This window comes from Nocardia sp. NPDC004151 (assembly GCF_042874235.1).
In the GTDB taxonomy this organism is placed as follows: Bacteria; Actinomycetota; Actinomycetes; order Mycobacteriales; family Mycobacteriaceae; genus Nocardia.
Map to the genome: position 1 here is coordinate 561,752 of NZ_JBIAMR010000001.1, position 22,908 is coordinate 584,659.

A 22,908-nucleotide genomic window follows, 5' to 3' on the forward strand; every position below is an offset into this window, starting at 1 on the left:
GAAAACGACGCGGGGCCAGGCGGTCTCGCGCACGAACGCGTCCTGCTGCCAGTTCACCCAGTGGTTTCCCGGCGTCACCCGCATCGAGTACGCCTCGATGGCGGTGCGGGTGTGCGGGGCGGGGCGTAGCCGGACCACGTGCGGGTGGACGCGCACGGGGCGGTCGAAGGAATAGGTGGTGCGGTGTTCGAGGGAAACCTTGATCCCCATCCGTCCAGTTCACCACGGCGGACCCCCGGCACGCGGGAGTTCTTCCGACAGTTCGGACGACACGCGGTGTCCTCCCGCGCTTGTCGGTGGCGAGTGTTATCACCATAGGAACGGCTGAAGGAGGTTGCGGTGCATCCTGCGGGTTGCTCACTATGCGAATCGGCCCTCGATCACTGTCACGGGACATTGATCGTGCACGCCGCGGGTCCGGTGGAATGCACCGAATCCGAATGCTTCGACACCGATCGGGCCCGGCACCTGTTCGTGGCCGACTGCGGCGACGCGGCGGGCGGCTGCGCCTGCGCGGAGACCGGGCGGCGGACTCGCGCGGGCTAGCCACTAGCCTGGCCGGGTGAGCTACGACCTCGTTCTGCTGCCCTCCGGCGTCGCGTCCTCCCCCGCCGAGGTGGACGACCACCTGACCGGCCAGGAGGGCCGCCCGGCCGGTGAGGCGATCACCGAGATCGCGGCCGAGCTGGACAAACGCAATGCGGAGCTGCCCGAGGTCGACAGCTTCCTGGGCGCGCCCGCCGCCGACGGCGTGCTCGGCGACGCGCTGTTCGTGTCCACCCAGTACGACGCCATCGGGCACACCCGCTCGCTGCTGTTCGAGCTGGGCACGCCGCGCGGGTACGCGGTGTGGGATCCGCAGCTGTCGTGGCTGGCGGATCCGGCCGGATCAGTGGCCGCCGCGGTCACCCACGGCGGAGCCGGCGAATTTCCTTACCTGACAAAACAACTGGTGGACCTGTGGATTCCGGAGCTGGGCCAGCCCGGTCCCTATCTGATCGCGGAAACCGCCGATCAGGTCTATATCCAGACCTATCGCCACCCGGACGGGCATTACGACCTCGAATACCGCGACGGCTCGCCGGACAAGCATTTCGCCGCCACCGCGAACGACCCGCGAATTGTCGCCGACCTGATCTGGAGCTGGGCGACCGGAGATCGTTCGGGATTCGATGCCCTGGACTGGCAGCGTCTAACGTTCTGACCAGAAATAACGGGAAGATTTCAATTTCCGGTTCCAACCCCCCAGAATGTGCTGCGGGGGGCGGACGGAAAGCTAGCATTTCGCTAATTGCACGCGGTGTTCCAGATCGGCGCATTATCACCGAGGCGAGGAGCGAAAGATGAAGCTACGCCCGTCCCTGAAAACCGGGACCTTGCGTAAGGGCCTGGCACTTGTGGCGGGTTTGGCGGCCACCTTCGCCATTGCCGTGGCTTTACACGCCAGCGGCGCCGGCGCCGATATCCCCCGCAACGTGCAGCACATTCCGTGCCCGCAGCCGGCGGCGCTGCCCGCACCGCCGACCTGGACCTGATCGACTCTCGGGGGTTCCCCCCGAAACCCCGGACCGTCTATAGCGCGCGGCGGCCGGAAAGGGCGCGGCCCAGGGTCAATTCATCGGCGAATTCGAGATCGCCGCCCATGGGCAGCCCCGAGGCCAGACGCGTCACGCTCAGCCCCGGGAAGTCGCGCAGCATACGGACCAGATAGGTGGCCGTCGCCTCACCCTCGGTATTCGGGTCGGTGGCGATGATGACCTCCGACACGTCCACCCCGTCATCCTGATTTCCGATGCGGGTCAGCAATTCCCGGATACGCAACTGATCGGGGCCGACGCCCGAGAGCGGATCGAGTGCGCCGCCGAGCACGTGATAGCGGCCCCGGAATTCGCGGGTGCGCTCGATGGCCTGCACATCCTTGGGCTCCTCGACCACGCAGATCATGGTGCGATCGCGGCGCGGATCGGCGCAGATACGGCACAGTTCGCCGTCGGAGACGGTGCCGCAAACGTTGCAGAACCGCACCCCGTCGCGCACCTTCTGCAGGGCGGCTTGCAGCCGGTCGATCTCCGGCGGCTCCACCGACAGCAGATGGAAGGCGATGCGCTGCGCGCTCTTCGGGCCGACACCGGGCAGTTTGCCCAGTTCGTCGATGAGATCCTGAACCGGACCCTCGTACACCTACCCAGCCCCGCTCAGAGTCCGGGCAGCGCGCCGCCGAGACCGCCCGCGAGCGGGCCCAGCCGCTCGGCGGCCAGGTTCTGCGCGGTGTCCATGGCGTTGTTGAGCGCGCCGATGATCAGGTCCTGCAGGGTCTCCACATCCGAGGGGTCGACCACCTTGGGATCGATGGTCAGCGACAGCACCTCGCCGGTGGCGCGGATCTTGGCGCGCACCAGGCCGCCGCCGGCCTCGCCCTCGACCTCGGACTCCGCGATCTCCTGCTGCGCGGCCATCACCGCCTGCTGCATCTGCTGGGCCTGGGCCATCAACTGCTGGAAATCGAAACCTTCACCGGGCTGCACGGCGCGTCCTTCCTGGGGGATGGTGATCGCACCCCAGCCTAGTCGCCGACACGCGACGGTTCGCTTGACTCTCCCCTCGCTGGAGGGTGTTCGCTGAAAGCATGACGGCAACGGTTCCGATCGGTGAGTTCTCCCGGCTCACCTACCTGACCATCAAGACGCTGCGGTACTACCACGAGATCGAGCTGCTGGAGCCGGTCGCGGTGGACCCCGGCTCGGGCTACCGCTTCTACTCGACCGCCCAGGTGGATCAGGCGCACCTGATCAAGCGGCTGCGCGAGCTGAACATGCCGCTGCCGGAGATCAAGGCGGTGATGGCCGCCCCGGATCAGGTAGCGCGGGACGCGGCGATCCGCGCGCACCTCGAGCGGATGGAGGCCGAGCTGGTGCGCACCCGCGACGTGGTGGCCTCGCTCAAGGCGCTACTGCTGCCGTCGGACCGGATCAGCGTCGAATACCGTTCCATCACAAGCCATCCCGTGATCGCCATGTCCGCCGAGGTGGCGCGCGAGGACTGCGACCAGTGGTGCGACCACAGCTTCGGGACGCTCTACGGCAGCCTGGCCGCGGCCGATCTCGCACCCGCCGGGCCGGGTGGCGCCACCTACGCGCCCGCCTTCTTCGAGCACGACCGCGGCGAGGTGGTCACCTTCGTGCCCATCGAACCCCGGCACCGGGACCGCTTCGACCCCGGAACCGTCCTGGACCTGCCCGCCCGCCGCTTCGCCATCGCGGTGCACGCGGGCCCCTTCACCGAATTCGACCGCACCTACGGCGCGCTGGGCAGCCACGTCGCCGAACACGACACCGCGCTCGCCGAACCCGTGCGCGAGCTCTACCTGGTGGGTCCCGGCGACGCCGAACCCGCCGACTACCGCACCGAAGTCTGCTGGCCGATCGGCCGGCTCTGAAAAGGAGAGAAAACCATGGCACTGTCCCTCGGGAACATCACCTTCGACTGCGACAACGCCGCCGAGCTGGCGGGGTTCTACGCGCAGCTGTTCGAACGTCCCGTCGACGACGGCGCGACCGAGTTCTTCGCCACCATCGACAATGGCGCCGCCACCCCGACGCTCATGTTCATCAAGGTGCCCGACAAGAACCCGGGCAAGAACGTGGTGCACCTGGACCTGCACTCACCCGACCAGCAGGCCGAGATCGCGAAGGCGGTCGCGCTCGGGGCCAAGCATCTCGCCGACTTCGACGAATACGGCGTGAAGTGGGCGACGCTGTCCGACCCCGAGGGCAACCTCTTCGATATCGCGCAGGATCAGCCGAACTAGGCCAGTTCCTTCTTCAGGTTCTCGAGCACCTCGGCCTGGATCTTCTTCAGGCCGAGGGGCGCGAAGATGCCCTCGAAGATCCCGCCGATGCCGCCCGCACCCTTCCAGGTGGTGCGCACGGTGACCAGCGAGCCGGAGCCCGAGGGGGTGACGGTCCAGGCGGTGACCATGGAGGAGTTCGAATCCCGTTCGGTCACCATGGAATCGGAGACCGAGACGGCCGCGCGCACATTGCGGGACCGCTTCTCGGTGGCCTGCAGCGTCCACTCCGCGACGGTGCCCGCGCCCTGGCCGCCCTCGACCACCTTGTAGTCGCGGTAGTGCGAGGAGAGGATCTTCGGCCGGACCGTTTCGTAGTCGGCGATCGCGTCGAGGGTGCGCTTCGGATCCGCCGCGACGACGATCGAACTGGAGGCGCTGACCTGTCCCACCATGTGCTCCTTAGTGATTGCGGGCTGACCGGCACTCTGCCCTGTTACCGCTCGGTCATGCTACGCGGCACCTATCCTGGGTGACATCTCTCGGGGGAGGACGCCGCCCATGACACGCTTCGCTACCTGGCTCCGGCTCAATATCGACGCGGTGGTCGCCATCGTGATCGCGATCACCGCGGTGATCGTCGAGTTCATCGACAAGAACACCAAGCTCGATCCGGTGAGCAATGCCATCCTGCTGGTGCTGAGCCTGCTCGCGGTGACGCTGCTGCGGGACCGCAACCGGATCGCCCGGCTGGTCGGCGAGACGGCCGCGGTGCGCCTGCTCTACGGCGCGGAGGTGGATCAGGCGCACGCGCTGGCCCGACGCGACACCGACAACTGGATCTACAAGGGCGGCACCGGAACCTATCTGCGGGCCACCACGCTGCCGTTCTTCCTGGGCCGGGTACGCGCCGAACAGCACCTGCTGAATCTGCGGGTCGAGATCCTGGACCCCAGCGACGAGCAGCTGTGCCAGGTCGAGGCGCAGCATCGCAATTCCCTGCAGCCGGGCGGCGACGCGACCGGGCGACCGTGGACCACCGACCGGATCCGCAAGCAGTCCTTCGCCACCGTGGTGGCCTGCTCCTGGTACCGGGCCCAGTCCGAGCTGCTGACCATCGAGCTGGCGCTGTCCTCGGTGGTGTCGACCTACCGCTGGGACATGTCCGACAGCGTGGTCATCACCAATCAGCGCGGCTCGAACACCCCGGCGCTGCTCTTCGAACGAGGCAAGACCCAATACTCCGATCTCACCCGCGAATTGGCTTTGAGTTTCAAGCAGGCCCGCCACGTTCCGCTGGGCCGCGACAGCGAGCTGCGGCCACCCGCCGAACCGAGCATCGCGCAGGTGCGGCGGCTGCTGGAGCGGCTGACGCTACCGCTGCCCGCCGTGTACACCGACGACGATGTCACCGAGATCGTGGAATACGCACTGCGACCGGCCAATACGTTCTAGCCGGTGAGCAGCAGCCCCGCCGTCGCGGCGGTGGTCGCGGCCACGGCCAGCACCAGGCCGGTCAGCACGAAGCGCCGCATGGGCACCCGCACCTCGTGGGTGCGGCAGAACTCCAGGCAGAGCAGGGTGGCCAGGGAGGCCCACGGCGTCACCACCGGACCCACATTCGCGCCGATCAGCAACGCCAGCAACTGATCCCGGCCGCCGTGCACGACGGCCTCCCCCGCGGTGTAGGCGGGCAGATTGTTCACGATGTTCGACAGCGCGGCGCCCGCCCCGGCGGCCCGGAACACGCCCGGCCCGCTGGTGTCCTGCCCGATCAGGTGCTCCATCAGCGTCGAGAGCCCGTACCGCGACAGCGTCGGCACCACCAGGAACAGGCCCGCCACGAAAACCAGCAGCTGCCACGGCAACAGGGACGGCCGCAGCGCTGATCGATCACAGATCGCGAAGGCCAGCACCGCGAGGGCCGCCGCCACCGTGGCCGCGATCCCGATCCGGTCCCCCACGAACGGAATCGCCAGCACGAACAGCGCGCACGCGCCCCCGGACGCGTACAGCAGCACTCGTTCCCGCAGGTCCGCGGGCCGGATCGGTTCCGGCACCACATACCGTTCGGCCCCGCGCTGCGACCGCCGCCAGTACCACCACCACAGGCACACCATGGTCACCGCGATCGACAGCAACTGCGGCAGCCACATGCGGGCCGCGAACCCGGTGGCGTCCAGGGCCACCCGATCCGCGGCCAGCAGATTGGTCAGATTCGACACCGGCAGCAGCAGACTCGCCGTGTTCGCCAGCCACAGGGTGGTCATGGCCAGCGGCAGCGGCGGAATCCGCGCGGGGACGGCCAGCGCGATCATCACCGGTGTCAGCAGCACCGCGGTCGTGTCCAGGTTCAGCACCGTCGTCGTCACCGACGCGAACAGCACGCACAGCAGGAACAACCCGGCATAGTTCCCGCCCGCGATGATCGCCAGCCGGTGCGCGATCACATCGAACACCTTGGCCCGCCGCGCCAGATTCGCCAGCACGATCACGCTGCCCAGGAACAACAGCAGCGGCGCGATCCGCCGCATATTGTCCGCCGCCTCGGCCCGCGGCAACAGACCGGTCGCGACGCACAGCAGTCCGACCAGCAGCAATCCGATCCGGACGGAGTCCAGGACGCCGGGTCGCCACCGCACGACCGAGTCTGCCCGGGCGGGAGGTGAACCGGAGTCCTCTTCGAGCATCGGTCAATTCTCGCAGGGCGGGGTGCATCGCATGATCTGAGAATTGGGAAAGAGGTCAATTCGATTGGCCGCAGGGTGCTTTCGGGGGCGCGATACTGGGCGGTGTGACGGCGTGGGGCGGGCGGTTACTGTTCACGAGCTATTCGGCGGCCGACGAGCGTTGGGCCATCTGGCTGGGATGGCTGCTCGAACACGCCGAGGGGCGGTATCGAACCCTGGTGTCGTCGTGGGACTTCGATCCGGCGGCGAATTATGGGGAGTTCGTGCAGCGAGGGGTGCGCGAGGCGGATCTGGTGATCGCGGTGCTGACCCGCGACTATGTGTCCTCGCGACACGCGAACCGGGAGTGGCAGGCCGCGCTGGACGTGGATCCGGGGAAGCTGCTGGCCATCCGGGTCAGCGACTGCTCGCTGGAATGGCTGCCGACCGGGGTCGCCTGCCTGGACCTGTTCGGGGTGACCGATGAGGCCGAGATGCGGCGGGAGGTGCTGGACCGGGTCGAGCGGATGCTGTCGGAGCGGTGGATGCCGCGGCGGCGGCCGGACATGCGTTCGGACGACTTGTGGTCCGCGGCACCGGAACCCCGGCCGCCGGGCCGCCGACCGCTGTCGCCGCCGGCGTTCCCGGGGGACATGGCCGCGGCCCGCACCCATGCGGGCCTGTCCATCCTGCATATCGGCGGTCCTCGGTTCGGGCGGGCGTCGGCCGACATCCCCACCGATCCGGAGGGTTTGCAGTCCCACATCTGGGGCGCGGTCACCGAGCTGGTGGATCGTCAGGCCCCGCCGCCGGATCTGATCGTGGTCAGCGGCGATCTCACCGAATCGGCGCATCCGACCGAATTCCGCAAGGCCACGGCGTTTCTCACCGGCCTGCGCGTGCTGCTCAAACTCGAACCCGACCGGCTGATCGTGGTCCCCGGCAACCACGACATCTCGAAACTGGCCTGCCGCGCCCACTTCCTGGACTGCGAGGCCAACGACCGCCTGCCCCGCGCGCCCTACTTCGCGAAACTGCGCCTGTTCGAGCAGATGTTCAACACCCTCTACCGCGGCCTCGACCACCTGGTCTTCGATGTCGGCCAGCCCTGGACGCTGTTCCCGATCCCCGGATTACGGCTGGTCGTGGCCGGTTTGAACTCGACCATGGCCGCCACCCACCGCCCCGAGGACGACTACGGCGCCATCGGTGACGAACAGAAGGACTGGTTCGCCGAGCAGCTGCGCGCCCAGGAGGCGCAGGGCTGGTTCCGGCTGGGCGTGCTGCGCCACGATCCGGCCCCCGGCCCGAACACCTCGCCCTACGACGCGGGCGTGCTGCGCGACGCCGAACGCGCCTTCCGCCGCCTGGGTCCGCGCCTGAACCTGCTGCTGCGCGGCCCCGGCCGGGCCGGACGCTCGCTCGCGCACCCGGGCGGCACGCTGCCCGTCCTGTCCGCCCCCGCACCGGGTCAGGCCGAACTGGTCCACATCACCGATGCCGGACTCACCCGCTATCGCTACGACGAACCGCTGGAGCCTCCGGTCCCGCAGGCCCTCACCTGGACGAATGCCGTGGTGGCACTGGAGAGCCGGGCCGCCCGGGAACTGCCCGCTCCCCCACCCGCGCCCCGCCCGGAACCGCGCACGAATGAGACCGCCCGCCCACACGACATGCTGCTGGAGCAGGTCGCCGAGGTGTGCGAGGTGCGCTATCCGGGCGCACGCATCCGCCGCATCACCGCCGACCCGCACTACCTGCTGGTCACCGTGAATTCCGAGCCGGTCATCGAACAGCTCATCATCGGCGCGCACGTGGGCGAAGTGACCGGCCAGGTCCTCGACGCCTTCCTCGGCCCCGAACCGCGACCCGGCTCCCAGCTCATCTACCTCGGTCCCGCCCCGAGCCGCGAGCTCTCCGACCGGGCGGCCGCCGAGGGCGTGCGGATCCGCAGCTTCACCGACTTCCAGGGCATGGTCGAACTCGGCGACTACCTGCGCAAACAGTCGGCCCGCCTGCGCGACGACCCGGCCTATCCCCCGGAACTGTATGTGCCGCAGCGCTTCCGCATGCTGGCCCCGCGCGGGCGCGAGGTGCAGCACGATCTGGTCGCCGAACTCATGAACCTGGTGACCGCCGCGGACGGCCGATTCGTGCTGCTGCTCGGGGATTTCGGACTCGGCAAGACCTTCGCGCTGCGTGAGCTGACCCGCCGGATCGCCGAGACCACCATCGGACTGGTGCCCATCCACATCGAGCTGCGCGAACTGGATCGCACCAGCTCCCTGGACACCCTGCTGGCCGCGCACCTGGCCAACAACGGCGAATCCCGCATCGACCTGCGCGCCCTGCGGTACATGCTGGAACAGGGCCGAGTGGTGCTGCTGTTCGACGGCTTCGACGAACTGCTCACCCGCCTCAACTACGACAGCGCCGCCGAGCACATGGCCACCCTGCTGCAGGCCGCGGTGGGGCGGGCCAAGGTCGTGGTGGCCGGGCGCACACAGCATTTCAAGTCCTACGACCAGATCGCGGCGGCCCTCGACACCCGCGAGGACCCGCACCCGGACCGCTACATCCTGAGCGTGGAGAACTTCACCGACGAGCAGATGCACGCCTTCCTGGTCAACCGCTACGGCCCCAGCGGGCCTTCGGCCGACGCCCGCATGCGGCTGCTTCGCGGCATTCCCGGCCTGCTGAAACTCGCCTGCAATCCGCGCATGCTGAGCTTCATCGCCGACCTGGACGAACAGCGGCTGCGCACCGCGGCCGGGGCCCGCCGGATCATCGGCCCGACGCGGCTGTACGAGGAGATCCTGACCAGCTGGCTCACCTACGAGATCGAGCGGTCCCCGGAACGCGCCAGCTCGCAGCCCACCCTGGGCCTCACCGAACTGTGGCTCGCCGTCACGTATTTCGCGCTGCGGGTGTGGGAGAACGGGCGGCCCTACCTGAATCTCACGGAACTGACCGAGGTCGCGCAGGCCGCCGTGCAGGAGATCGACGCGAGCCGGCTCAATGTGGCGCAGTTCGTGCATGCCCTCGGCTCCCGCAGCCTCATCGTGCGCAGCGACGACAACCGCTTCGGCTTCATCCACTCGTCAGTGCGGGACTGGCTGGTGGCCAAGGCCATCGCCACCCAGCTCAGCGCGGGGGTCGCCGAACCCGCGCCGCCGGCGCAGGCGCAGCTGGAACCTCTCGCCGTCGAATTCCTCTGCGATCTGGCCGAAGTCGAGCTACTACAGGCCTGGGTCGAACGCGTCCAGGCCGATCCGGACGAACACGAGATCACCCGCACCAATGCCGCCCGGGTCGCGGCCCGGCTGCGCATCAGCCCCGACAAGGACCTGCGCGGCCTCGACCTGTCGCGCGAGGACCTTTCCTTCCGCAATCTGCGGCAGCTCGATTTCACCGGCGCGAACATGACCGGCACCCGGCTCACCGGCGCGGTGCTGGACCAGGCGGTCCTGCGGGGCGTCCGGCTGGTGGGCGCGCAACTCGACCAGGCCTCCCTGGTCGGCACCGACCTCCGCGGAGCGGATATGACCGAAGTCCAGCTGACCAGCGCCAATCTCCAGAACGCCGACCTGCGCGGAGCCCGTCTGCACCGGGCGCACCTGGATCAGGCCTCGCTGGTGCGCGCCGATCTGGGCCGCGCCGACCTGACCGGCGCCCGCCTGGCCCGCACCGACCTCACCGGCGTGCGCGGCGAGGGCAGCCGCTGGACCCGGGCCGCGCTGCTCGACGTCATCGGCCGACCCGCCAGGACCGACCTGGCCGGGTCCGGCCGCGTCCCCGGCACCCCGCCATTGACCGAATTCGCCCCCGCCGCCATCGGGGTCAAGCACGGCGTGGACGCGCAGAGCGGACGACTGCCGCGACCGCTGGCCTACAGTCCGGACGGTGGCACCATCGCGGTCGGCTGCGACTCCGGCAGCGTGGTCGTCTACGGCGCGGACACCGGGCGCACCCTGCGCACCCTGCACGGGCACCGCGACCGCACCTTCGCCCTCGCCTACACCGAACAGGTGCTGGTCACCGGCTCGGCCGACGGAACCGTGCGGATCTGGGACGCCGCCAGCGGCACGATCAGGGCGGTCCTGACCGGACACGAGAACTGGCCCTGGCCACTGGAAACCGATACCGCCGGAACCCTGCTCGCCACCGGCGACGCGGCCGGGACGCTGCGCGTCCGGCGACTCCCCGACGGTGAACTGCTGCACGAGTTCCCGCCGCCGGACGGCCGCCCGCAACGCATCTACAGCCTCGCCTTCCACCGCGACCGGCTCGCCGCCGCCTACCACGATGGGACTGTTCGACTTTGGCATCCGGGCACCGGGGCCGAGCTGGGCGGTTTCCGGGCCGCGCCGGGACCGGTCCGTCGCGTCTGCTGGGATCCGATGGGCACACTGCTGGCCGCCGGGGGCGCGGACGGCGTTCTCGGACTGTGGGATCCGGCCACCGGAACCCTGGTCCACGACCTGTCCGGGCACGAGCACATCGTCTACACGGTCGCGTTCCATCCGACCGAGCCCATCCTCGCCAGCGGCGATCTCGCGGGCGGAATCCGGCTGTGGGACACCGGCACCGGCGCGCGGCGGCACCATCGCACCGAACACGGCAGCGCCCGCATCCACTGGCTCGGCTTCGATCCGGGTGGTGACATGCTCGCCTCCGGCGACACCGCGGGCGCGGTCTACGTGCGTGACGGCCGCACCGGCGCGCCGCTGCACAAGCTGACCGGGCACACCGGTTCCATCTGGCCGTTCGCGTTCCGGCCCGACGGCACCCAGCTCGCCATCGCCGACGACCAATTCGCGCTGCGGGTCTGGGATCCCGCCACCGGCGAACGCCTGCACACCCTCAACGGACACGGGCGGCACGTGCGCGCGGTGTCGTTCAACGCGGACGGCACCGTGCTCGCAGGTTTCGGCAACGACGGCAGCGTCCGGCTCTGGGACGCCGCCACCGGGCGGCTCACCCACCGCCTGCAGGGCAGCGCGGACGGGCTGGTCACGGTGGAATCGGGGGTGTTCAGCCCGGCCCGGGCCACCCAGCTGGTGACGGTCGGCAATGCCGGGCGGCTGCGGGTGTCCGATATCGGCACCGGCGAGGCCGAACGGGAGATCACCGTCGACTCCGCGCCGGTGTGGGCCATCGCCTACGACCCGACCGCCCGCTTCATCGCGACCGCCAACGACGACGACACCGTGACGCTGTGGACCCGTGAGACCGGCGGCGAGCACGCGGTCTGCGCCGACCATCGCGGCCGGGTGCGCTCGATCGCCTTCGACGCCACCGGCGCGACCATGGCCACCGGCTGCGACGACGGGCAGATCCGGCTCTGGGCCGTGGAGTCCGGGGAACTGCTGGGCACGCTGTCGGATCCGACGCCGAGCGGCGCGGGCGGGCATCGCGTCTACGGGGTGGTCCTGCACGACGACCTGGTCGCGGGCATCTCCTGGGACGGCACGGTCCGGATCTGGAGCCGGGCCGGAGGCCCCCCGCTGCACCGGCTGGACCTGCATCGTGGGCGGCTGTGGTGCGTGGCGGTGGACGCGCGGTCGGGACTGCTGGCCACGGCGGGCGACGACCTGGTGATCCAGCTGTGGGACATCGCCACGGGCGAGCACCGGCACACCCTGCACGGCCATCGCAACCGGGTGCGGTCCTTGGCCTTCGATCCGTCCGGGCGGCTGCTGGCCAGCGGCGGCAATGACGGCTCGATCATGGTGTGGGCGCTGGACGAGTCCGCGCCGGAACCGCGGGCCACCCTGCTGGGCCTGCCGGAGGGCTGGGTGGCGTTCACGCCGGACGGCCGCTACAAGACCGAAGGTCTGACGGCGGGCCAGTTCTGGCACGTGATCGGCATGTGCCGGTTCGAAGCGGGCGAATTGGACCCGTATCTGCCGCAGATCCGGCAGATGGAACTCGACGACCCGCTGTAAACCGCTCCGGCACACCGTAAGCCAAATGTTAGCCAAAGTAAGAATCATCACGGTGTGACGGGGAATACTCTGACCACAGGGCAGGTCACGCCTGCCCGCGCACAGGGAAACTATGTGTGAAAACCCGCCCCGCCGGTGCTTTCTTGCTGGCCGTACCGGTCGGTGCACGCTAGGTTTTCGAGGGTGGCAGTGAGTCTGTTGGGTAAGGCCGGCCGCGCACCGGCCGCACAGGAATCAGGTTTCGCCGCGCATCAGGCTGGGGTCGATCGCCTCCTGGCCTCCTATCGCGCCATCCCGCCGGATGCCAATGTCCGGCTGGCCAAGAAGACGTCCAATCTCTTCCGGGCCCGCGCCCGCAGTACCGCACCCGGACTCGATGTGTCCGGATTGACGCAGGTCATCGCGGTCGATCCGGAAGCCCGCACGGCCGACGTGGCCGGGATGACCACCTACGAGGACCTGGTCGCCACCACACTGTCCTACGGACTGGCCCCGCTGGTGGTGCCGCAGCTCAAGACCATCACCCTCGGCGGCGCGGTCACCGGACTCGGCATCGAATCCACCTCGTTCCGCAACGGGCTACCGCACGAATCCGTGCTGGAGATGGACGTCCTCACCGGGGCGGGCGAGATCATCACCGCGACCCGGGACGGGGAGCACGCGGAGTTGTACCGCGGATTCCCCAATTCGTATGGAACGCTGGGTTATTCGACGCGGTTGAAGATCGAGCTGGAAACCGTGGAACCCTATGTCGAGGTGCGGCATGTTCGCTTCCACCGGCTGCGCGAACTCGAGGCCGCCATGGCGCGGATCATCGCCGACCGCGCCTGGGACGGCGAACCGGTCGACTACCTCGACGGCGTGGTCTTCACCGCCGACGAGAGTTACCTGATCCTGGGCCGCCAGACCGACGAACCAGGCCCGGTCAGCGACTACACCGGCATGGACATCTACTACCGGTCCATCCAGCACGACTCCCCGCGACCCATTCGCGACCGGCTCACCATCCACGACTACCTGTGGCGCTGGGACACCGACTGGTTCTGGTGCTCGCGGGCCTTCGGCGCGCAAAACCCGCGCGTCCGGCGCTTCTGGCCGCAGCGGTACCGGCGCTCCAGCTTCTACTGGAAACTCATCGCCCTCGACCACAAGTACGGCATCGGCGACAAGATCGAGGCGCGGCACGGGAATCCGCCCCGCGAACGGGTGGTGCAGGACATCGAAGTGCCGCTCGAGCACACCGCCGACTTCGTGGAGTGGTTCCTGCGGGAGATCCCGATCGAGCCGATCTGGCTGTGCCCGTTGCGATTGCGCGACAGCGACGGCGAACGGCCCTGGCCGCTCTACCCGCTGGAACCCGACCGCACCTATGTGAACGTCGGCTTCTGGTCGGCGGTGCCGACCGTGCCCGGACAGCCCGAGGGCGTGGCCAACCGCGCCATCGAACGCAGAGTGTCCGAACTGGACGGTCACAAATCGCTGTATTCGGACTCCTTCTACGACCAGGATGAATTCGCCGGCCTCTATTACGGCGGCGGCGCCTACTCCTCTCTCAAGAAACGCTACGACCCGGATTCTCGTCTACTGGATCTGTATTCGAAGGCGGTGCAACGCAAGTGACCACGTACAAGGACCGTTCCGACGTATTCGCCGAGCTCGGAACCAAACTGAGCATTGCCGAGATCTTCGCGACCCTGCTCGACGGCCCGGTGCCCATCCGCCTGACCTGTTACGACGGCAGCACCGCCGGACCCGAGGACTCCGAATTCGGCCTCGAGATCCTCACGCCCCGCGGCGTCAACTACATCGCCACCGCGCCCGGCGACCTCGGCATGGCGCGCGCCTACATCGCCGGGGACCTGATCGCCCACGGCGTCGAACCCGGCGACCCGTACGAACTGCTGAAGGCCATGGCGAGCATGAAGTTCCGCCGCCCCACCGCGCTGCAGCTGGTCGTCATCGCCCGTTCCCTGGGCTGGGAACTGCTCAAGCCGGTGCCCCCGCCGCCGCAGGAGGCCATGCCGCGCTGGCGGCGCATCGCGCTGGAGGGACTGCGGCACAGCAAGACTCGCGACGCCGAGGCCATCCACCACCACTACGACGTCTCCAACACGTTCTACGAATACGTGCTGGGCCCGTCCATGACCTACACCTGCGCCGCGTACGAGGACCCGGCCTGGACGCTGGAACAGGCGCAGGAGAACAAGTACCGCCTGGTCTTCGAGAAGCTGAACCTGAAGCCCGGCGACCGACTGCTCGACATCGGCTGCGGCTGGGGCGGCATGGTGCGCTACGCCGCCAAACACGGTGTCCACGTCATCGGCGCGACCCTGTCCGCCGAACAGGCCGAATGGGCGCAGTCCAAGATCGCCGAGGAAGGCCTGTCCGACCTCGCCGAGGTGCGGCACTCCGACTACCGCGACGTGCACGAGGGCAATTTCGACGCGGTGTCCTCCATCGGCCTGACCGAACACATCGGCGTGCACAACTACCCGGCCTACTTCGACTACATCAAGTCCAAGCTGAAGGTCGGCGGCTTGTTCCTCAATCACTCCATCACCCGGCCGGACAACACCCGCATCACCAAGGCGGGCGACTTCATCGACCGCTACGTCTTCCCCGACGGCGAACTCGCGGGCTCCGGGCGCATCATCTCCGAGATCCAGAACGTGGGCCTCGAGGTGCTGCACGAGGAGAACCTGCGCGAGCACTACGCCCTCACCCTCGCCGAATGGTGCGACAACCTGGTGAAGAACTGGGACGACGCGGTCGCCGAGGTCGGCGAGGGCACCGCCAAGGTGTGGGGCCTGTACATGGCGGGCTGCCAGCTCGGGTTCGAACGCAATGTGGTGCAGCTGCACCAGATCCTGGGCGTCAAACTCGCCGCGGACCAGACCTGGACGGTGCCCCTCCGCCCCTGGTGGAAGGCATGACTCTCATGGGCTCTCAGGGGTAGTCCCCCGAAACCCGGAGGACGGGCGTGCGGCCGGTGCCGCGCGCCCGTTCCCTCTCACGACGACAGGCCGGGCACCGGAAGCCCCAAACGGGCTGTCAGCCAAGGGAATGACGACGTGAAGGCCGAGGCGGCGAACTGCCAGGTGTGACCGCCGACCGTCGTGTGCACGGTGCAGTCGATGCCGACCTTGCGGCCCGCGTCGCACAGTTGCTCGGCGGCGCCTTCCTCGTTCGCGTCCTGGACGCCGTCGCGGCCGCCCTTGCCGATCTGTTCCTCGCTCACCTTGGGCGCGCCGGGGAAGTTCCGCGGCTGTCCGTTCGGTGCGCCGTTCGCGCCCGCGTTGTTGGTGCGCTTGGGTGCGGTCAGGTCGTCGAACAGGCCGACCACGCCCGTGTAGGGGCCGTGCTTCTCCATGACCGTCAGCGGATCGAATTGCGCCCAGGCATCGGCGTTTCCGCCGTACAGGCGTTTGATGGTCTGCTCCTTGGAGCCCGCGGTCGGGCCCAGGTCACCGGCGATGTCGACGAAGGTGCCGAACAGGTCCGGATGCATGACGGCCAGGTCGACCGCGCAGGTGCCGCCCATGGACCAGCCCACCACCGCCCATTGCGCCGGATCCTTCGAGACGCCGAACTCCGACTCCACGTAGCCGGGGACGTCCTTGGTGAGGTGGTCGGCCGCGTTGCCGCGCGGGCCGTTCACGCATTCGGTGTCGTTGTTGAAGCTGCCGCCGGAATCGACGAACACCAGCACCGGCGTCTGCCCGCTGTTCTTGGCCGCGAAAGCGTCCACGGCGGGCATGATCTGGCCGCTGCGGACCCAGTCGGCCGGAGTGTTGAACTCGCCGCCGATCATCATCACGGCGGGCAGGGCGGGCGGTGTGTCACCGGCGAACCAGGCGGGCGGCAGGTACACGTATTCGCGCCGATGCCGGAAGTCGCTGCCCGCCTCCGGAATATCCACCTCCACGATGCGCCCGGTCCCCACATCCGTCTTGCGCAATTCGGCGAGCTCGTCCAGATCCACCTGGTGCGGTAGCGGATCGGCGTTGAGCGCGTCCCAGGCCGCCTGCACCGTCGGGTAGTAGCCGACCCACTGGTTGAGCACCACGCCCGTGTACAGCAGCGCCGCCGGGACCGCCAGCACCGCCGCGATCCGCTGCCACCAGCCGCCGGTCCGCAGTCCGACGATCGCGGCCACCAGTCCGGCGGCCGTCAATCCGATCGACGCCCACAACAACACCGGCGCCGGATCCGAGGCCAGTCCCTGATCGTCCACGAAATCCCAGGCCGCCCACGCCGCCGCGACGCCGCCCACCGCGCACACCGGCATCCACAGCACCCACCAGCGCCGCGTCGCCCGCGCGAACGCGATCACCAGCAGCAGCACCGCCACGAACGCCACCACCTGCGGCACCCACCCGTGCAATAGCGAAACCCCGTGGTGGAAGCCCCCGTAGCCGCTGCGGGCGGCGGGCGGGTGCGGCGCGGGCGGCGGCCCGAGCGGCGGTGACTGCGACGGCGCATGCGGCGAGAACACGACGGCGATTGTGTCCGCCGTTCCTCGAGAAACGCTGTGAATACCCTGCGACCCGTCCTACAGCAGTGAATCCAGGAAGCGGCGCGGCGCCTCCTGACCGTCCGCGTCCAACGGCATCTCGTGCCGCATGGTCCGCAGGATGGTCAGCACACCCGGCCCGGCATCCAGCAGCGGCCGCGACCAGCCCAGCTCGGCGCACCGCAGCACCACCGGCGTGAGCGTCGCGATCGACTCCCCGAGCCAGCCCGCCGTGGAGAGGCACTCGGCCAGCAGCAGCGCCGAATCGAGTTCGGCCCGGGGCCGGTGCTGTTCCTGGATCCGGGCGTGCAGGACGCGGGCCCGTTTCACCACGGTGTCGTCGGTGCCGAGCGGGGCCAGGTCGTCGGTGGCGCGGTCGTCGCCGCGATAGTGGCGGGCCAGCAGCGCCCGGATGGTGGCGATCTCCTCGGCCTCGGCGGTCAGCACCGCCGCACCGGTGGCATGCCGCGGTGTGCGCGCCATCGGGTCGGTGACCAGGCCCGCGCTCAGTGAATCGGCGGGCAGGCCCAGCCGCAGGCGCTCGGCCCGGACCTGCGCGGCCAGCCGGGTGAGCTTACGGTCGGCGGCTATCCGCGCGCCCTCGTCCAGGCGAACCGCGGCGGTCTCCAGGTCGCCGCGCACCGCCTTCACGCGCGCGCCGCTCACGAAGATGGTGACCAGGAAGTCGACCGGGCCGACGCGGGTGGTCAATTCGTGGCTCTGATCCAGCAGCCGCTCGGCGCTGTCCAGATCGCCGCGGCGGTAGGCCACCTCGCCCAGCAGCGCCGCCGCCACCCGCACCGCGTCCGACCGGGACCCGGCGCGATCGCGGGCGGTCTGCCAGGCCTGTTCGAAACACCGTGTGGCGGTGGCGATATCGAGCTGCTCGTAGGCGGCGTCGCCGCGCGCGCACAGGCCGAACACCTCGCCCAGCGGGTCGGCCGAGCGGGCGTGGAACGGGGCCGCCCAGTCCTGCATGCCGCGCGCGCCCTCGAAGTCGAAACCGCACAGCCGCACGAACGAGGCCAGGTTCGCAGCCGTGGACACCGTCCACGCCGGGAGATCGTCGGCCAGCTTCAGGCATTCGGTGATCTTGTCGAGCACGCCCTCGGTGCGGTCCCGCGCCACCTGGTCGGCCGCCGCCAGCACCGCCGCCTGACAGCGCTGGGTCACCGCCTCGGCATCGTCGGTGCCGCTGCGCGCCAGCATGTTCGACAAACGGCCCAGCGCGGTCCGCGCCGCCCCGGACTGCTGCAGATTCACATTCGCCCGGGCCAGCGCCATCAACAGCTTGGACCGCGAAGTCACCTGCTGGACCGGCAGTTTCGACACGGTGCCGAACAGGGTGGCCAGCCGCGAACTGTCGATCAGATCCATGCCGCCCTTCTCGACCAGGTCCAGCGCGTACTTCAGATCGGTGGCGGCCAGCGCGTGATCCACCGACTGCTTGATCAGATTGTGTTCGGCGAACCAGCGAGACGCCTTGCCGTTCAACTTCTTCAACTGCCCCGGCTGCGCCCGGTCCAGCCGGGCCCGCAGATGCTCGGCCACCATCGGCTGCATGCGGTACCAGCTCGGATCGTCGGGAATCCGGTGCACGAACAGCTCACGCTGCTCGGCCTCGTCGAGCAGATCCGCGGCGTCCGCCGCACCCGACAGCGCCTCGGCCAGCGACGCGTTCACCCGCTCGGGAATCGCTATGTCAGTGAGGAATTCGAGCATGCGCGGCTCGATGGCGCCGAGCACGTTCTCGGCCAGATACTCCCGGATCGCCTTGTTGTCACCGGAAAGCCCGATAATCAGCCGGTCGACATCGTGATCCGCCGCGCGCAGCGACAATCCCGCCAGCTGGATCGCGGCCGGCCAGCCGTCGGTGGCGGTGTGGATCTGCTCGACCTGCCGGTCGCTCAACTCCAATCCCAGCCGATCGACCAGGATTTCCCTGGTCTCCGCCTCGGTCAGCCGCAACTGCGGGGACCCGAGCTCGATCAGCTCGTCGGCCACCTGCAGACGGCTCAACGGCAGCCCCGCCCGCTCCCGGCTGGTGATGACGAAACGCAGTTCGTGCGAACAATTGTCGAGCAGTGACGCCATCACCCGCTGCGCCCCGGCGTCGGTGATCCGATGCCAGTCGTCCACCACCACGACCACCGGGGTCCCGCCCGCCCGCACCTCATCGATGAGCGCCGACACCGCGTACGGCACCGCCTCGGCGGGCCGCTCCTCCAGCAGCTGTTCCAGTCCCACGCCGATCTCCGGCCGCACCTTGCGAATGGCCGCGATGATGTGGGCCAGCAGCCACACCTCGTTGTCGTCGTCGCGGTCGATGCCGATCCAGGCCACCGGCATCCCGCGATCGGTGAGCTCGGCACACCACTGCGCGGCCAGCGTGCTCTTGCCGAATCCGGCCGGGCCGTGGATCACCGCCAGCCGGCGGCGGCCGCCCGACCGCAGCGGCTCCAGCAGCCGGGGCCGGGCGATCGGTTCCCGCGCCGGCGTCGGAGGCAGGAATTTCGTTGTGGCCGTGGGCGGCAACGTATTGCCGGTACTGAACACCGCGCTCGGATTGCCGGTCGGGCGCAGCGTCAGCGACCGGTTGCGCGGCGCCGTCACCACGGTGTGCCTGCGCTGGGTCGAATACGTCGGCGCCGAGGGATCATGGCCGTCCGCACCGAGTTCCGCGCCGTCGATCAAGGCCATCTCGTCCGGCACCTGACCGTGGTCGCCCTGCACTGCGCGCAGCAGCTCACCGAACTCCACCGCGCTGACGGGCCGATCCCGCGGCTCCGGCGACATGGCCGCCTCGATGGCCGCGGCCACATCCGCCGGGATCTCCAGTTCCCGCAGGTCCGGCACCGGCTGACTGGTGATGCGCAGGAACTGCGCCACCACCTTCTCCCCGGCCTGCCGCTCGAACGCGGCGTGCCCGGTCAGCAGCGCGAACAGGGTGGAACCGAGCCCGTACACATCGGAACGCACGGTCGGCTCGTCACCCTTGAGCACCTCGGGCGCCGTGAACGCGGGCGACCCGGTGATCAAACTCGTGGTCGTGCGGAAACCGCCCGGGATACGCGCGATTCCGAAATCGGTGAGCTGCGGTTCCCCGTACCGGCTCAACAGCACGTTGGCGGGCTTCACGTCCCGGTGCAGCACCTCGGCGCGATGCGCGGTCTCGATGGCCCCCGCCAGCTTCACCCCGACCCGCAGCGAATCCACCCAGGACAGCGGCCCATTGTCGTGCACCACCTGTTCCAGGGAACCGCGGGTCGCGTACGGCATCACGATGTACGGCCGCCCGGTCGGCGTCACGTCCACCTGGAGGATGTCCACGATGTTCGGATGCCCCGACAACCGGCCCATGGCGTGCTCCTCGCGCAGGAACCGCTCCCGGCTCTCGTCGTCGATCTCCGCGGAGAGCACCTTCACCGCCACCACCCGGTCCAGGGCACGCTGGCTACAGCGGTACACCACCCCGAACCCGCCCCGGCCGATCTCCTCCGCGTCGAACAGGCCCATGGCCTCGAGTTCGTCGTCGATGTTCACGGGAACGTATGCCTGCGTGGAGTTTTCGGGAGACGCCTGCTCACGCCGCGAGCCGTCCCGGCGCGCCTGTGAGTTCATCTCCACCACCTCGACCTGGAACGAGTAACCGTGTCCGCCCGCGCATATTCAACGTAGCGCGGACCGCTCGGGCGTGTGGACCCTTTCGGTCTCGCGCCCACCGCTGTACACATACCCGTACAACACTCGGCCCGGGCCGCGTATTCGCGACCCGGGCCGGGTATTTCACATGCTCGAGCGCCGGTGGTTCAGCGCTCGCGCACGGTTACTACTTGCGCAGCGAGGCCGGAACCTCGAAGCGGCTGCCGAACTTGGCGGCCAGCTCGTCGGCGCGGGCCACGAAGGCTTCCTGTCCACCCGGGTAACCGACGATGAACTGGTGGGTGCCACCGGTCCAGGCCGGGAAACCGATGCCGAAGATCGAGCCGATGTTGGCGTCGGCGGTCGAGGTCAGCACGTTCTCGTCGAAGCACTTCTGGGTCTCGATGGCCTCCGCGAACAGCATGCGGTCCTTGAGATCCTGCAGGGTGACGCCCTCGGGGAGGGTGGTCGAGGTGCCGAAGGTGGAGCGCAGCTCCGACCAGATACCGGTGGCCTTGCCGTCGGTGTAGTCGTAGAAGCCCGCGCCGCCGGCCTTACCCTTGCGGTCGAACTCGCCCACCAGCTTGTCGAGGATCTTCGCGGTCGCGCCGGAAGCGGCGTCGATCTCGCCACCGGCGGCCACGACGGCCTCGGCGGTCTCCTTGTAGATCTTCTGCATGGTGGTGAAGTTCAGCTCGTCCGACAGCTTCAGCGGCGCCGCCGGGTAGCCCGCCTGCAGACCGGCCTGCTCGATGGTCTGCGGGTCGACGCCCTCACCGAGCATCATGATGGCCTCGTTGATGAACTTGCCGATCACGCGCGAGGTGTAGAAGCCGCGCGAATCGTTCACCACGATCGGGGTCTTGCGGATCGCGAGGGTGTAGTCGTACACCCGGGCCAGCGCCTCGTCCGAGGTCTTCTCACCCTTGATGATCTCGACCAGCGGCATCTTGTCGACCGGCGAGAAGAAGTGGATGCCGATGAAGTCCTCGGCCCGCTTCACGCCATTGGCCAGCAGGGTGATCGGCAGGGTCGAGGTGTTGGAGCCGAGCAGCGCGTCGGCGTCCACGATGTCCTCGATCTCGCCGAAGACCTTCGCCTTGAGCTCCGGGTTCTCGAACACGGCCTCGATCACGAAGTCCACGCCCGCGAAGTCGGCCGGGTCGGCGGTCGGCTTGATGCGGTCCAGGAGGGTCTTCGACTTCTCCTCGGTGGTCTTGCCGCGGGAGAGAGCCTTCTCCTCGAGCTTGACCGAGTAGTCCTTGCCCTTGTTGGCGGCCTCGATGGTGACGTCCTTGAGGACGACGTCGATGCCGGCCTTGGCGGTGACGTACGCGATGCCCGCGCCCATCATGCCCGCGCCGATCACGCCGACCTTCTTGATCTCACGCTTCGGCACGTCCTTCGGACGCGAACCGCCGTTGTTGATGTGCTGCAGGTCGAAGAAGAACGCCTGGATCATGTTCTTGGCGACCGGGCCGGTCAGCAGGGACACGAAGTAGCGGGACTCGATCAGCGACGCGGTGTCGAAATCGACCTGCGCGCCCTCGACCGCGGCGGCCATGATGGCCTGCGGCGCCGGCATGTTCTGGCCCTTGAGCTGCTTGCGCAGGTTGGCCGGGAAGGCCGGGAGGTTGGCGGCCAGCGCCGGGCTGGACGGGGTGCCGCCCGGGATCTTGTGGCCCTTGACGTCCCAGGGCTGCACGCCCTTGTCCGGGTTGGCCTTGATCCACGCCTTGGCGGCCGGGACCAGCTCCTCGATCGAGCCGACGACCTCGTTGATCAGGCCGGTGGCCTTGGCCTTGGCCGGGGTGAACTTGTTGCCCTGCAGCAGAACGCCCATCAGGCCGTTCGCGATGCCCAGCATGCGGGTGATGCGGGTGACGCCGCCACCGGCCGGGAGCAGACCGAGGGAGACCTCGGGCAGGCCCAGCTGCACGCCCTTCACGTCCGCGGCGATGCGGTAGTGGGTGGCCAGGGTGATCTCCAGGCCGCCGCCCAGGGCAGCGCCGTTGATCGCGGAGACGACCGGCTTGCCCAGCTTCTCCAGGCGACGCAGGTCAGCCTTGATGGTGGTGAGCTCTTCCATGATGGAGGCCGCGTCCGCGGGGGTGGTCTTCATCATGTTCTTCAGGTCGCCGCCGGCGAAGAAGGTCTTCTTCGCGGAGGTGATGACGACACCGGTGATGTCGTCCTTCTCGGCCTCGAGGCGATCGACGGTCGCCTTCATGGAGTCCTTGTAGAGCTGGTTCATGGTGTTGGCGCCCTGGTTGGGGTCGTCCATGGTCAGCACGACGATGCCGTCGGCGTCCTTTTCCCAGCCGATCATGTTCTCGGTCATAGTGTTTC

The 22,908-nt window shown here is 68.9% G+C and carries 16 protein-coding genes and 1 pseudogene; 9 read left to right on the forward strand and 8 right to left on the reverse strand.

Translation table 11 applies throughout. The features are described 5' to 3' along the window. Positions 1-36 precede the first annotated feature (36 nt). Positions 37-210: pseudogene (locus ACFYTS_RS02570) on the reverse strand (transglutaminase N-terminal domain-containing protein); the annotation flags it as partial. A 192-nt stretch (positions 211-402) separates the two neighbouring features. Between ACFYTS_RS02570 and ACFYTS_RS02575 the strand changes: the two are divergent. From ACFYTS_RS02575 to ACFYTS_RS02585, 3 genes are all read left to right on the forward strand, one after another. Beyond that, complete coding sequence (locus ACFYTS_RS02575; RefSeq protein WP_379103500.1) at positions 403-546, forward strand: hypothetical protein; 144 nt, start codon at positions 403-405, stop codon at positions 544-546. 16 nt (positions 547-562) lie between these two features. Then, entirely contained in the window at positions 563-1,204 is a 642-nt protein-coding gene (locus tag ACFYTS_RS02580) for a hypothetical protein (RefSeq protein WP_387300807.1), read from the forward strand. Between the two features lie 139 nt (positions 1,205-1,343). Beyond that, positions 1,344-1,535 carry a hypothetical protein gene (locus ACFYTS_RS02585; protein ID WP_357275408.1) on the forward strand — a complete coding sequence of 64 codons (192 nt, stop codon included), beginning with the start codon at positions 1,344-1,346 and terminating at the stop codon, positions 1,533-1,535. A 37-nt stretch (positions 1,536-1,572) separates the two neighbouring features. On the opposite strand, the gene recR is transcribed toward ACFYTS_RS02585, so the two are convergent. Beyond that, on the reverse strand, positions 1,573-2,181 hold the full coding sequence (gene recR / locus ACFYTS_RS02590) for a recombination mediator RecR (RefSeq protein ID WP_357275406.1): 609 nt from the start codon (positions 2,179-2,181) through the stop codon (positions 1,573-1,575). Positions 2,182-2,195: 14 nt separating this feature from the next. Continuing rightward, the gene (locus ACFYTS_RS02595; protein ID WP_357275404.1) at positions 2,196-2,525 is read right to left on the reverse strand and encodes a YbaB/EbfC family nucleoid-associated protein; all 330 of its coding nucleotides are present in this window, start codon (positions 2,523-2,525) and stop codon (positions 2,196-2,198) included. 101 nt (positions 2,526-2,626) lie between these two features. Here ACFYTS_RS02595 and ACFYTS_RS02600 point away from each other — a divergent pair, with 101 nt between their 5' ends. Next, a complete protein-coding gene (locus ACFYTS_RS02600) occupies positions 2,627-3,436 on the forward strand; it encodes a MerR family transcriptional regulator (RefSeq protein ID WP_387300810.1) in 810 nt (269 codons plus the stop codon). 15 nt (positions 3,437-3,451) lie between these two features. Beyond that, positions 3,452-3,808 carry a VOC family protein gene (locus tag ACFYTS_RS02605; RefSeq protein WP_357275400.1) on the forward strand — a complete coding sequence of 119 codons (357 nt, stop codon included), beginning with the start codon at positions 3,452-3,454 and terminating at the stop codon, positions 3,806-3,808. Here the strand turns inward: ACFYTS_RS02605 and ACFYTS_RS02610 are convergent. Then, positions 3,805-4,239: an SRPBCC family protein gene (locus tag ACFYTS_RS02610; protein ID WP_357275397.1), complete on the reverse strand. Its 435-nt coding sequence runs from the start codon at positions 4,237-4,239 to the stop codon at positions 3,805-3,807. The two genes, ACFYTS_RS02605 and ACFYTS_RS02610, sit on opposite strands and share 4 nt — an antisense overlap. Positions 4,240-4,348: 109 nt before the next feature. On the opposite strand from ACFYTS_RS02610, the gene ACFYTS_RS02615 reads away from it, so the two are divergent. After that, positions 4,349-5,242 carry a hypothetical protein gene (locus ACFYTS_RS02615; protein WP_357275395.1) on the forward strand — a complete coding sequence of 298 codons (894 nt, stop codon included), beginning with the start codon at positions 4,349-4,351 and terminating at the stop codon, positions 5,240-5,242. Here ACFYTS_RS02615 and ACFYTS_RS02620 read toward each other — a convergent pair. Further along, a complete protein-coding gene (locus ACFYTS_RS02620) occupies positions 5,239-6,477 on the reverse strand; it encodes an SLC13 family permease (RefSeq protein ID WP_387300813.1) in 1,239 nt (412 codons plus the stop codon). The two genes, ACFYTS_RS02615 and ACFYTS_RS02620, sit on opposite strands and share 4 nt — an antisense overlap. 104 nt (positions 6,478-6,581) lie before the next feature. On the opposite strand from ACFYTS_RS02620, the gene ACFYTS_RS02625 reads away from it, so the two are divergent. The 3 genes from ACFYTS_RS02625 (at position 6,582) to ACFYTS_RS02635 (ending at position 15,337) form a co-directional block, all read left to right on the forward strand. Further along, positions 6,582-12,404 carry a pentapeptide repeat-containing protein gene (locus ACFYTS_RS02625; protein WP_387300815.1) on the forward strand — a complete coding sequence of 1,941 codons (5,823 nt, stop codon included), beginning with the start codon at positions 6,582-6,584 and terminating at the stop codon, positions 12,402-12,404. A 189-nt stretch (positions 12,405-12,593) separates the two neighbouring features. Beyond that, on the forward strand, positions 12,594-14,024 hold the full coding sequence (locus ACFYTS_RS02630; RefSeq protein WP_387301081.1) for an FAD-binding oxidoreductase: 1,431 nt from the start codon (positions 12,594-12,596) through the stop codon (positions 14,022-14,024). Continuing rightward, on the forward strand, positions 14,021-15,337 hold the full coding sequence (locus ACFYTS_RS02635; protein WP_357275389.1) for a class I SAM-dependent methyltransferase: 1,317 nt from the start codon (positions 14,021-14,023) through the stop codon (positions 15,335-15,337). The genes ACFYTS_RS02630 and ACFYTS_RS02635 overlap by 4 nt, the downstream gene beginning before the upstream one ends. 77 nt (positions 15,338-15,414) lie before the next feature. Here the strand turns inward: ACFYTS_RS02635 and ACFYTS_RS02640 are convergent, their stop codons facing one another. From ACFYTS_RS02640 to ACFYTS_RS02650, 3 genes are all read right to left on the reverse strand, one after another. Beyond that, positions 15,415-16,899, reverse strand: a complete 1,485-nt coding sequence (locus ACFYTS_RS02640; protein WP_387300817.1) for an alpha/beta hydrolase — start codon at positions 16,897-16,899, stop codon at positions 15,415-15,417. A 57-nt stretch (positions 16,900-16,956) separates the two neighbouring features. After that, on the reverse strand, positions 16,957-20,538 hold the full coding sequence (locus ACFYTS_RS02645) for a protein kinase (protein WP_387300819.1): 3,582 nt from the start codon (positions 20,536-20,538) through the stop codon (positions 16,957-16,959). 208 nt (positions 20,539-20,746) lie between these two features. Then, positions 20,747-22,900, reverse strand: coding sequence for a 3-hydroxyacyl-CoA dehydrogenase NAD-binding domain-containing protein (locus tag ACFYTS_RS02650; protein ID WP_357275383.1), 2,154 nt, complete (start codon positions 22,898-22,900; stop codon positions 20,747-20,749). Positions 22,901-22,908 lie beyond the last annotated feature (8 nt).

Excerpts from the sequence above, each read along its gene's own strand:
- ACFYTS_RS02585 (WP_357275408.1), top strand. The coding sequence starts at position 1,344 with ATGAAGCTACGCCCGTCCCTGAAAACCGGGACCTTGCGTAAGGGCCTG.
- ACFYTS_RS02615 (WP_357275395.1), top strand. The coding sequence starts at position 4,349 with ATGACACGCTTCGCTACCTGGCTCCGGCTCAATATCGACGCGGTGGTC.
- ACFYTS_RS02650 (WP_357275383.1), bottom strand. The coding sequence starts at position 22,900 with ATGACCGAGAACATGATCGGCTGGGAAAAGGACGCCGACGGCATCGTC.
- ACFYTS_RS02645 (WP_387300819.1), bottom strand. The coding sequence starts at position 20,538 with ATGAACTCACAGGCGCGCCGGGACGGCTCGCGGCGTGAGCAGGCGTCT.
- ACFYTS_RS02600 (WP_387300810.1), top strand. The coding sequence starts at position 2,627 with ATGACGGCAACGGTTCCGATCGGTGAGTTCTCCCGGCTCACCTACCTG.
- ACFYTS_RS02620 (WP_387300813.1), bottom strand. The coding sequence starts at position 6,477 with ATGCTCGAAGAGGACTCCGGTTCACCTCCCGCCCGGGCAGACTCGGTC.
- ACFYTS_RS02605 (WP_357275400.1), top strand. The coding sequence starts at position 3,452 with ATGGCACTGTCCCTCGGGAACATCACCTTCGACTGCGACAACGCCGCC.